This window comes from Pseudoalteromonas sp. SG45-5, assembly GCF_014164085.1.
Classification (GTDB): Bacteria; Pseudomonadota; Gammaproteobacteria; order Enterobacterales; family Alteromonadaceae; genus Pseudoalteromonas; species Pseudoalteromonas aliena.
The window spans coordinates 1-9,598 of record NZ_JACJEM010000094.1 but is presented as its reverse complement, the minus strand read 5'-3'; the positions used below and the strand labels follow the sequence as shown (position 1 = coordinate 9,598).

The 9,598-nt window shown below is 37.6% G+C and carries 7 protein-coding genes; 5 read left to right on the top strand and 2 right to left on the bottom strand.

The window, feature by feature from the left end; translation table 11 throughout:
- Window positions 1–304: 304 nt before the first annotated feature.
- Window positions 305–2,701 carry a TonB-dependent receptor domain-containing protein gene (locus tag H5119_RS19450; protein ID WP_182703411.1) on the bottom strand — a complete coding sequence of 799 codons (2,397 nt, stop codon included), beginning with the start codon at window positions 2,699–2,701 and terminating at the stop codon, window positions 305–307.
- Between the two features lie 498 nt (window positions 2,702–3,199).
- Here H5119_RS19450 and H5119_RS19445 point away from each other — a divergent pair, with 498 nt between their 5' ends.
- The 4 genes from H5119_RS19445 to H5119_RS19430 all read left to right on the top strand — a co-directional run bounded on the left by H5119_RS19445 (window position 3,200) and on the right by H5119_RS19430 (window position 6,931).
- A complete protein-coding gene (locus H5119_RS19445; RefSeq protein WP_182703410.1) occupies window positions 3,200–4,417 on the top strand; it encodes a lipoprotein-releasing ABC transporter permease subunit in 1,218 nt (405 codons plus the stop codon).
- Complete coding sequence (lolD, locus tag H5119_RS19440; protein WP_077538052.1) at window positions 4,410–5,108, top strand: lipoprotein-releasing ABC transporter ATP-binding protein LolD; 699 nt, start codon at window positions 4,410–4,412, stop codon at window positions 5,106–5,108. Before H5119_RS19445 ends, lolD begins: the two co-directional genes overlap by 8 nt.
- The gene (locus H5119_RS19435) at window positions 5,098–6,342 is read left to right on the top strand and encodes a lipoprotein-releasing ABC transporter permease subunit (protein ID WP_182703409.1); all 1,245 of its coding nucleotides are present in this window, start codon (window positions 5,098–5,100) and stop codon (window positions 6,340–6,342) included. Before lolD ends, H5119_RS19435 begins: the two co-directional genes overlap by 11 nt.
- A gap of 115 nt (window positions 6,343–6,457) precedes the next feature.
- On the top strand, window positions 6,458–6,931 hold the full coding sequence (locus tag H5119_RS19430) for a DUF1456 family protein (protein ID WP_077538050.1): 474 nt from the start codon (window positions 6,458–6,460) through the stop codon (window positions 6,929–6,931).
- 528 nt (window positions 6,932–7,459) lie between these two features.
- Here H5119_RS19430 and H5119_RS19425 read toward each other — a convergent pair.
- A complete protein-coding gene (locus H5119_RS19425) occupies window positions 7,460–7,963 on the bottom strand; it encodes a DUF2062 domain-containing protein (RefSeq protein WP_077538049.1) in 504 nt (167 codons plus the stop codon).
- Here H5119_RS19425 and H5119_RS19420 point away from each other — a divergent pair.
- Window positions 7,943–9,478 (top strand): ComEC/Rec2 family competence protein, encoded by a 1,536-nt coding sequence (locus H5119_RS19420; RefSeq protein ID WP_182703408.1) that lies wholly within the window; start codon window positions 7,943–7,945, stop codon window positions 9,476–9,478. The genes H5119_RS19425 and H5119_RS19420 overlap by 21 nt on opposite strands.
- The last annotated feature ends 120 nt before the right edge of the window (window positions 9,479–9,598 follow it).

The window sequence follows — 9,598 nt, the reverse complement described above, 5'->3', positions numbered from 1 at the left end:
TAAATTGCACTATAACGTCGTTAAAAATTTTTTATTTAGAACAACTAGATACAAAAACTTTTGCCTAGTTCTAGCGTAATTTTCTTAACGTTAAATAGACCCCATATATAAGCAGATTGGTATAAATCTATCTCGAGCAGCTATTTTCAGCGCTAACTGCGTTGAATTTACTTGCAATAGACCCGCTATTGACGCGTAAATTCGCCTTGTTTTCACTGAAAATCTCTGGCTAGAGAAAATAAATTTAAATATCACTATGATTCAATACGTTAGTAAATCTCTTAACCAGAGCTCAGGTTAGTTATTAAAAATAACCACGAATACCAAAACGAAAGTTTCTACCAGGTAGTGGGGCTTTATCTTTAATAAATGAACTGTGTACAAAGCCTAGCTCGTCGGTAATATTATCCACATTGATGTAAAGTTGTGCATCTACAGCGCCTAAACCTAATTGATAATTTGCTTGAGCATCAAAGAGCGTGTAACCATCTGTTGGTGTTTCAAACGCTGTTACGTCGTTTTGATCAAAGTAATGAGTACCCGTTAGTGTTAGTTGTAAGTCACCTAAATCATACTGTAACTCAGAGCCTAATTTGTTGGCAGGTATACGGGGTAAATTACCCGCGTCATCTCTTAGTTTTGCACGCGTTGAGTCACCAAATACTTTAACCATAGCGCTTGGTGTTATTTGGTAATGTGCGTCAAACTCAATTCCATAAAGCTCAGCGTCTTTACTAGTAAACTGATAAACCGCAACAGCATCGTCATGTGCACCAATAGCTGATTCTAAACCGTCTTCTTCATCGTAAACTAAACCGGTATTCTCTTGAAAATAAAAGTTTTTGATATCGTTATAGAAAAAATTAACGGTATAACCAAAGTCTCCACTAAAACGTCTAAGGCTTAAATCTAGATTTGTAGATGTTTCTTGCTTAATATTTTCAGGTTCAAAATGGGCTTCATTACCTTCAATGTTATAACCAAGGCCTAGCTCGTAAGTGCCGGTTGCAATGTGCAAGCCGTTTGACAATAGCTCTGCAGAGAGTGGCGCACGCTCTGAATGAGAAATACTGGTTGCAATACTGTGGCCAGGTTTGTACAGCCAAATAGCACCAGCAGAGACACTTAAATTAGTAAAGCTTTTGCTGTAACCGATTGTTTCTTCATCATCGTGGTCTTCTTCAATTTCGTCGTGATCATGATCATGACCGTGTCCGGCCTCTGAAATTTGGCTTTCTATTTTATAATCTTCAACTCGTGCGCCAAGCTCAACTGTTACATCACCAAATTCACGTTCTTCTAATAAATATAACGCGTTTGTTGTGGTTACGCTCGCGGGTGTAAAGGCTTCTTCACCAATTGCATTATAGTCTGAATCACTATAGTGATAGCCAATCATACCGTGCCAATCAGCAAATTTATGTTCTACATTTAAACGCGCTTCTGTTGTTTGATTGGTAAATGTTGTGCCAACTGCACCGTCTTCAATCTCTTGATGGGAGTAATCAGTATAACCAACACGCAGGTTAATTGTTTCGATCCAATTATTATGTAGCGCGTAGCTTACAAGGCCTTGCCAGCGATCTTGCTCTAAATGCGCATAGACTGGCGCTTCAGCAGCTTCAGCAGCTTCATCACCATGCTCTGCGTGCTCTTCTTCTGTTTCACCTTCGTGATCATGCTCGTGATGGTGTTCATGTCCAGGAATTCCATAATCAGTATTAATACTACCGTAAGATAAACCAATCGTTAAATGCTCTCCAACATAGCTGCTGCCAAAGTTGAGTGTTTCGCTATCAATAAAAGTATTTTCTACTGAGCTTTCAATTTCAACATCGCCATCATCATCAGCGATGGTAAATGTAGGCGTTTGATAATCATCGCCGCTACGTTTAGTGCCATCAAAATGAAAGTTAAAGCCTTCATTACCGGTTTCAAGTTTTGCAGCTACCGTATTTGAATTTGAGACTGTGTCGTGGCTGTACTCAGCAGCCCCTGTTAAGGTATCCATGCTGCTGGTAGGAATACGGTTGTCAACTACATTGACAACGCCACCAATTGCACCAGAGCCATAAAGTAGTGTGCTTGGGCCACGTAGCACTTCAATTTGCTCTGCTGCTAAGCTATCGCTTGATGTCGCGTGATCAGGGCCAATTCGCGATGCATCACTGCTATCTAAGCCGTTTTGAGTGATTTTAACGCGAGGGCCATCTAAACCTCGAATAATAGGGCTTGAAGAAACTGGACCAAAATAGCTCGCATTAACGCCAGGTAAGCCTTTTAGCGTTTCACCAAGAGTGGGTTTAGATTTATTTCTTAATTCATCACCAGATAAAACACTGACTGGAGAAATCATCTCTAAACTATTCTTATGAAGCGCAGAAGCATACACCACCACTGTTTCTACGGATGTTGGTTTTAGTGATACGCTTAGGTTATTTGATGAATCAGTTACAGCAATACGAGAGTCAATATAATTGTTTTTACTAATGTGTAATTGGCTTGCTGTATCGACTTCAATAGTAAATTCACCAAGTTCATTACTTTTTACGCTTTGCGTTTTACCATGTATATGAATAATCGCATTTTTAATTGGTTGATTTTTATCATCGATTACTTTGCCATTTACAGTCGCGGCCAGCGCCGAATGAGAACATAAAACAGAAAGAAGAGCTGATGAGATTAGTGTTAGCTTAGTCATGAATATAAAAGTTCGCGGTTATTATGTTGTGATATACTATAACAATCCAGCGTCATTGGATCAATGATGTTATAGTATAACTTTTGTTTTTTGCGATCAATCTTCGAAAAATAAAGATGAAATGGAGTTTTGTACATTCCCAGAAAGCTTTTGCCTCCTCTAAAGTAATCGATTTAAGCCTAATACCAATTTTATTTAAAACATGATCATTCTAGCGTATTAAATAACTCACTAACTACGTTAAAAATTATTTATATAGAACAACTATGGATCATAATTTTAGCCTTGTTATTGCGCTATTTTCTTATCGTTATAATAGATCACTAATTTAATGCAATTGGTATAATTTATCTTTACAGATAAATTCAAATTTGCAGTGCTTGAAATTTAGCCAAGTATCAGATTTTTAAATTATTTCTTACATTTTACGGCATACCCAAAAGGACTTTTTTCGTGCTACTATTATTTAATACTTTTCGGATAAGTGTTTAAAATAATATGTTTCAACCGGTTAGCTTATTTATAGGGCTTAGATATAGCCGCTCCTCAAAAGGAAATGCGTTTATATCGTTTATTTCGTTTTTTTCTATTGCCGGTATTGCGATTGGTTTAATCGCCTTATTTACCGTCAGTAGCGTAATGAATGGGTTTGAAAATAGCTTAAAAACTAACATGCTTGGCCTTATACCACACGTTGAGGTGCAATCAGATGCGCACACAAGCTCGCAAATGGATACCCTCAGAGCAGACCTAGAACAATCACCTTATGTTGATCATGTAAGCCTATACCGCCACGGCGAAGCTATTTTACAAACCAATAAAGACTTACACGGCGTTTTACTGCAAGGCCTTTACGACGATAACGGCTCTTTGTATAAAATTGCCGATAAAATAGTGCAAGGTGATTGGAAAACCGTATTAACCAAAAACTACAGTATTGCTATAAGTCGTTATCTAAGCCGCAAGTTAGGCGTTGGTGTAGGTGATAAACTTCGCGTCATTATGCCAAATGCCTCAACCTATACACCCCTTGGGAGAATGCCAAGCCAACGTTTATTTAAAGTGGCTGCGATATACGAAACTGGCTCTGAAATAGACATGGCGCTTGCGTTTACCAGTGGGCCTTCGCTACAACGGATACTAAAGCTGGATAAAAACACCGCCCCAAATTTAAGTGTTTCATTGCACGAACCGTTTGCACTAGATGAATTTATTGAATCAAGCCAAGGTGTTTTTAAAGGTCACAATTATAGTGATTGGCGCAGTAGTCAGGGGACTTTATTTGCAGCCGTTGCTATGGAGAAACGGATTATGTCGATGTTACTTGCCCTCATTGTATTGGTCGCTGTGTTTAATATTGTATCGGCACTGACCATGATGGTAAGCGAAAAACAAGGTGAGGTAGCCATACTACAAACGTTAGGGTTAACGCCTTCACAAGTACAAAAAGTGTTTATGGTACAAGGCTTATATAACGGCGTAATTGGTACCGTAATAGGCGCATTTTTAGGTGTTATATTGAGTTTATATATAAATGAGTTACTTGCATTGGTGGGCTTGAACTTACTTGCGGGTATTGAGCTACCGGTAAAATTTGATATTTTGAGTTTAGTAATAATAGCGTCTGCCAGTATTGCTATGAGCTTTTTAGCTACCTTATATCCTGCGCGCAAAGCCGCGAAAGTAAAACCAGCAGAGGTATTACGTTATGAATGATTTAGTCATTAGTTGTGAAAATTTAAGTAAAGTTTATCAAGACGGCAACAATCAAGTTGAAGTATTAAAAGGCGTTGACTTAGCGCTCCAGCAAGGTGAAATGCTCGCCATTGTGGGGAGCTCTGGCTCAGGTAAAAGTACGCTTTTACATATACTCGGCACTTTAGATACTGCAAGTTCAGGTGTCGCTAAAATTAAAAATCAAGAAGTTGCAAAACTTTCGCGGACTGAGCAGGCCGCATTTAGAAATCAAAACTTGGGTTTTATCTATCAATTTCATCATTTATTAATGGAATTTAGCGCGGTTGAAAATGTAGCAATGCCACTATTAATTAAAGGGCTAAGTGCAAAAGAGGCTAAAGCTCAAGCGCTGGAAATGCTAGAGAAAGTAGGCCTTGCACATCGCAGCTCGCATAAACCGTCTGCGCTTTCAGGCGGGGAGCGCCAACGAGTAGCGATTGCACGTGCACTGGTTACAAAACCTGCGCTTGTGCTTGCCGATGAGCCAACCGGTAATTTAGATAAACAAAATGCGATTAAAATTTACGATTTAATTAATGAACTCAACAAAAGTTTAAACACCAGTTTTGTAGTGGTCACACATGATTTAGAACTTGCCGATAAGCTAGGTAAAATTGCTTATTTAGACGATGGAAAACTAGCTATTAAAGAGTCGCAGCATGTTGCTTAGTGCATTTTTAAGTAAACGTTTTAGAGCTTATTCAGGTCATAAGGACGAAAAAAACGGCTTTGTAAGTTTTATCGCTAAAGCGTCGACTATTGGTATTTTATTGGGGGTTGCGGTTTTAATTGTGGCGTTGTCGGTAATAAACGGTTTTGAACAGCAATTAGTGCACAGGTTATTGAGTGTTGTGCCACAAGTTGAATATGTAGCGCCAAGTAGGCCTATTGCAAATTGGTCGCAAAAGGTGGATAGCTTACAATCACAACCCCACGTAACAGGGGCTGCCCCATTTATTGCTGTAAACGGTATGGCGCAATATAAAAGCCAACTAAAAGCAGTGGAAATTCGCGGTGTTGAGCCATCGCTAGAGAGTAATGTATCGGCAGTAAACCAATTTACAGATGGCAAACTAGTAAGCCAGTTAGGCCTTGATGATGTAATTTTAGGTAAGCAAATAGTAAAACAGTTAAATGCTAAAGTCGGCGATAACATTACGTTGCTTATTCCGCAAATAAGCCAAAAGGGTCAGTCATTATTAGCACCTAAACGCGTAACACTTAATCTTGTGGGTGTTATAGAAATGGGTGGCCCGATTGATAGTACAGCTGCGTTTATACATCTCAGCAAAGCGCAGCTGGCATTAGGCTACGACGCAAGCCAAGTTACGGGGCTGCGATTAAGTGTTGATGATGTGTTTTCGGCGCATCAAATAGCGTTAAAAGTGGGTCAAACGATTGACGACTACGTGTATATTTCTAGTTGGTTTAGAACGCAAGGCAGCCTGTATCAAGATATTCAAATGGTACGTACCATTGTTTATATTGTGGTATTTTTAATTATTGCTGTGGCAAGTTTTAATATTGTGTCCTCTTTAGTGATGGAAGTGCGTGAAAAACAAGGCAATATTGCAATTTTAAAAACCATGGGTGCTAAAGACAGTACTATTTTAGCAACCTTTGTATTACAGGGCTTAATGCAAGCATTTGTAGGCGTGGCACTAGGAACACTAATTGGGGTGGTATTAGCGCTTAATATAAGTGAGCTATTTACTTGGATAAGCCAATTATTTGGTGAAAACCCCCTTGAAGGCGTTTATTTTATAGAGTTTTTACCAAGTAAATTAGTACTTGAAGACATTGGTATTACAGTGATTGTTACGTTTGTGCTGGCGATACTTGCCACTATTTATCCTGCATGGCAAGCAACGCGCGTCGATCCTGCCAAAGTGCTTGGTAACTAAGCTAACAGCTTAAATAAAAATTAATAGGGTGGTAATAGTAAATCTGTTAAACTAGGCGCTTATTTAAAATTAAGCAATAACTGCTTGGTTGCTATACCTCACTTTGGGATTTACTTTGACTAATAACGATATTTTACGCCGCATTCGCTACACTTTTAACTTAACTGATACTGCTATGGTCAATGTTTTTGCATCAGCAGAGCATACGGTCACCAAAGAGCAAGTAATTGCATGGTTAACTAAAGAAGGTGAAGAGGCTTTTACCCCAATAAGTGATACTGAGTTTGCTAGCTTTTTAAATGGGTTTATTAATACCCAACGTGGCAAACGCGAAGGTGAGCAACCAGAGCCCGAGAAAAAGCTAAACAACAATATTATCTTTATGAAGCTACGTATTGCTTTAAATATGAAAGCAGAAGATGTGATAGCAACGCTTGCACTTGTTGATTTTGATCTAAGCAAGCATGAACTAAGTGCGTTTTCTCGTAAAGTAGATAACAAACATTACCGTGTTTGTAATGACCAAATATTACGTTTATTTTTAACAGGCGTGCAAAAACAACATCGCCCAGAAGAGTCTGGCGAGTAACTCGTTTAGCTAGTTAGTTTTTAGTTGATAGGCTTTGTGTATGCGCAGCGCATTAGTTCAAAGCCTGTTAATTATATACCCCGCTTTAATCCTCTTCATTGTACGACACAACTTATCAAGCACTCTAATGAAAGTAGCTTCTATGGCATTTAGCTTTATATTACTTAAAAGTGGTCTTTAACCAAACGATTTAAAAAATGAAGTGAGGAGATAACCAGTGTCTTGGATAACAAATTAATCTGAAGAAGCTGTTTTTTAATGCTAACTACGTTGAGTTTGCACTGAGAATAGCTTAAATAGAGTTCGGTCAAATAATAGCGTAATAGAGCTTTTGCAGAACAGTCATGTGTCTTCCTAGAGGTAATTAGAAAGTACACGAACATAAACTCATTATTGCAAATAGCTCAGCCTCATAGAGAACAAAAATCCATTAGCAAAGCGTTATTTGCCTAAGCTGTGCTCCATAATCAGAATGTGTACTATGCTAATAACAATAGTATTGGTTAAAAATTAGCTCATTAATGCATTTTAATTTCGAGCAGACCAGGCTTTTAAAACAGTGCGGCGCCAGATAATATCAATACCAAAGTAACCAATAATAGAGGCGATAGAAGCACATACTAAAGAGCCAAGCAAAAAAGCGGGCCCAATAGTCTCAATGCTTTCTAAAAACCAAGCCCAACTTGCTTCAAAAACAAAATGCTGTTCTGGCTGATTTAATAATAAAGTGCCGACTAGGTATGAGCCATAAAAGATAGGGGGCATAGTTAGGGGATTTGTTAACCATACTAACGCAACAGAGATCGGTAAATTAACTCTAAATACAATTGCACCAGCTGCGGCTAAAACCATCTGAAAAGGAACAGGGATGAATGCAAAAAACAGCCCAACAGCAAATGCACCACGAGCGGAGCGTCTATTTAAGTGCCAAAGATTTGCATCTTGTAAAAGATGCCCAAAAATTCTCAAAGATTTATGATGTCTAATTTTATTTGGATCAGGTAAAAATCTTTGAATCGTTTTTTTAGCCATTTAAAGCAACCATTTACATCAGTGTGGATAAGTCTTGGGTTTGTAATTGGCTGTATCGCAACCGTATTTTATTACCAAACTCTCGAATTTACAGTACTCACAATTTCAATAGTTATTGTGAGTGTTTATTTTAAGCCGTTTTTAAATGTATTGTTAGGCTTTATTTGCGCTATTTGTTGGATTGCAGTGTATTTTTATACTTTTCATAATTTTGAGATCCCAAAAGCGGACGAAAAGTATGCACATTCTGCTGAGTTGATTATCGAAAGTATAATTTCAAGTAAACAGCCGCAATATATAAAAGCAAAAATTATAAAATTCAATGATGACAGCTACGCTCACTTTAGAGCCCCAAGCGCTATGTTGAGTGTAAACTCAAGTCAAACCTTGCTAATTGGTGACACTTTTAGTGCCTCAATTAATTTAAAGCCTTTTCGTAGTACAAAGAACTTCCATGTGTTCGATAACGAGCGCTACGCTTTTACACAGCGGATATTTTTTAAAGGGAAAGTACTAAATAAAGAGTTAGTGATCACAAATAACGAAAAACAAAGTACGATTATAAATTACAGGAAATTTATAAAGGGTGTTTATAGTAATACAACTCTACAATGGTTGTATTATGCGCTGTTGACTGGCGACAAATCGTTAATGGATTTTAGTGATAAGCAATTAATGCAATCTCTGGGATTGAGTCATTTATTGGCGATATCAGGATTACACATAGGCTTAATATTTGGTTTTGGTTATCTAGCTGTACGCAGCTTATTTAAACATATCAAATACGTTAGTGACCAAACGAAAAACCTTTCTGTTATTTACAGTGCAGTAGGCTTCTTTGCTGCATTTATTTATGTTTATCTAAGTGATTTTTTAGTGTCAGCTACACGTGCGTTAATTATGCTCGGGTGCTATTTAGTACTCTATTATTTAGCAAAACAGCCATTGCGTTGGCGCAGTATTTTATTTGCTCTTGTTATTTTGCTTATAATAAATCCTTTTAATGTATTAAACGCAGGACTGTATTTTTCATTTACCGCCGTGGCTATTATATTTTTAGTCGTGCGTAAAATACCCATTTCAAATACATCCTTTTTCTATAAAATAGCATCGCTAGGGCTGGTACAGCTGGCCTTGTTTTTAGGTTTGTTACCACTTTCGCTATACTTTTTCCATGGTGTTAGTTTGGCAGGTTTAGTGCTTAACTTAATTGCTATTCCACTTCTTTCTTTAATTGTTATGCCCAGTTTAATTATTATCACACTTCTTAGTAGTGTGTTTGATATGGGGATTTCCATCACTTTTTTTGATGCCTGCTTAAGTTATGTATTTCAGTTATTAACAAAAATCCCCGTCTTTATTCGTTGGCTAAATATAGGAAATACGGATTCTATTTTTGTTGTTTTTTATTATATTACTTTTTTAATTTTTTATTTGGTTCCGTATAAGTGGTTAACATGTATTCCATTTAGTGTACTGTTATTTAATTACCTAGTTGCCGAAAAGCCAAAATGAATCGCCCCGAGTTCATCGGAGACCAGTTTGTTTAAGTCAGGCCACTTTACCTGACTCGTTTAAATTATCATAGTAGTCTGTTTCATATTGAGCTGGTGAAATATACCCAATTGAAGATAA